The organism is Micromonospora globispora (genome assembly GCF_003857015.1).
In the GTDB taxonomy this organism is placed as follows: domain Bacteria; phylum Actinomycetota; class Actinomycetes; order Mycobacteriales; family Micromonosporaceae; genus Micromonospora; species Micromonospora globispora.
The window spans coordinates 1-1,816 of the sequence record NZ_QGGF01000674.1 but is presented as its reverse complement, the minus strand read 5'-3'; the positions used below and the strand labels follow the sequence as shown (position 1 = coordinate 1,816).

Sequence of the window (1,816 nt, the reverse complement as noted above, 5' to 3'; positions counted from 1 at the left end):
GCCCGGCGGCGCGTACTCCTGCAGGCGGGCCGCGGTGGTGATCACCGCGCCGCTGGCCGTGCCGTGCCCGCCGTCGCGGGTGGCGGCCAGGTCCACGAGCGCCTCGCCGGTGGCCACCCCGACCCGGATCCGCAGCCGGATGCCGGCCGGCGCCCGCCGGTCGAGGGCCTGCTGGATCTCCAGCCCGGCCCGCACCGCCCGGTACGCGTCGAAGCCGTCCGACCCGGGCACGCCGAAGAGCGCCATCACCGCGTCACCGATGTACTTCTCGACCACCCCGTTCCACCGGCGTAGCACGCCCGCGACGGTGTCGAAGTACGCCCGCTGCAGCGCCCGCACGTCCTCCGGGTCGAGCCGCTCCACCAGGCCGGTCGAGCCGACGATGTCGGCGAAGAGCACGGTGACGGTCCGCCGCTCCTCCGGCACCGGCCAGTGGGCCGTGCCGAGGACCTCCCCCGCAAGTGTGGACATTCGCATCGCACCCACCCTTTCCCCCCGTCCGGTGCCTGACGACCACCGGAGACTTTCACCACCTGGCCGTCGGGGGATCGGTAGGACGACGTATGTCGACCACTCGCAACCTTTAGTCGTAATGTCGACGCGAGGAGTACCACAAGGGCCTTGAGCCCGTAGAACGGTGCGGGAACCTGTGATTAGGCTGCGGGCCATGGCCAGCGATGTGGACACCGCACCGCTCATCGGCCGTGCCGATCAGCTGATCACGCTCCGGTCGGCGCTGCTCGACGACGTCGCGCAGGGGCCCACCGCGGCGGTCTTCCTCACCGGCGAGAGCGGGGTGGGCAAGACCCGGTTGCTCGGTGAGGTCAGCGAGCGGCTGCGGGAAGCCGACGCGCTGGTGCTGACCGGCTCCTGTCTGGACATCGGGGACGCCTCCCCGTTGCATCCGCTCCGGCAGGCACTGCGCCGCCTCGACGGTGAGCTCACCGCCGCGCAGGCGCGGACCTCCTCGGCGGTGCGCAGCCTGCTCCAGATGTTCGACGACGAGACCCCGGGGCCGGACGGCGCCGGGGCGCTGCTCGAGCGGGTCTCCCGCGGCCTGCACCTGGTCGCCGGCGGCCGGCCGCTGGTGCTCGTCCTCGACGACCTGCAATGGGTCGACCGGAGCACCCGGCAGCTGCTGCTCTATCTGCTCGCCGGGCTCGGCGACCTGCAGCTGTCGGTGCTCGCCGCGATCCGGGCGGAGTCGCTGCAGGGCGCCCACCCGCTGCGTCGGGTCCTCACCGAGCTGCGCCGGCTGCGCTCGGTCCGGGTGCTGGACCTGGCGCCGCTGGACCGGGCGGACACCGACCGGCTGGCCGCGGCCATCGTCGGCCGGCCGCTGGCCCCCGAGGCCGCCGAGCTGGTCTGGCAGCGCAGTGGCGGCAACCCGTTCGTGGTCGAGGAGCTGGCCCGGGACCTGCGCGACGGTCGGGACGGGCTCTCCGACACCCTCCGGGAGATCTTCCTGGCCCGGGTGGACGCGCTGCCGCAGCACGCGCACGCGGTGGTGCACGCCGTCGCCGTCGGCGTCGAGCCGGTCGAACACTGGCTGCTCGCCCAGGTCGTCCGGCTGCCCGAGGAGGAGCTGATCGAGGCGGTCCGCGCCGCGGTGGCGCACCGGCTGCTGGTCGGGGCGGACGACGGCTACCGGCTGCGGCACCAACTGGTCGCCGAGGTGCTGGCCCACGAGCTGCTGCCCGCCGAGCGGTCCGCCCTGCACCGGCGCTACGCCGAGGCGCTGACCTCCGCCACCGGCGAGCTGCACCAGGCCCGGCTGGCCCATCACTGGCGGCTGGCCGGCGAGCCGGCCCGCGCG

Annotated in this window: 2 protein-coding genes; one reads left to right on the top strand and one right to left on the bottom strand. The window is 74.4% G+C overall.

Annotated features, from left to right (window positions below; translation table 11 throughout):
* Positions 1-477, bottom strand: a 477-nt coding sequence (locus DKL51_RS31740) for an adenylate/guanylate cyclase domain-containing protein (protein ID WP_148097911.1), incomplete at its 3' end; no start/stop codon positions are given.
* Positions 478-667: 190 nt separating this feature from the next.
* On the opposite strand from DKL51_RS31740, the gene DKL51_RS31735 reads away from it, so the two are divergent.
* Positions 668-1,816 (top strand): ATP-binding protein (locus DKL51_RS31735; RefSeq protein WP_148097910.1); only part of this gene is annotated, 1,149 nt, incomplete at its 3' end.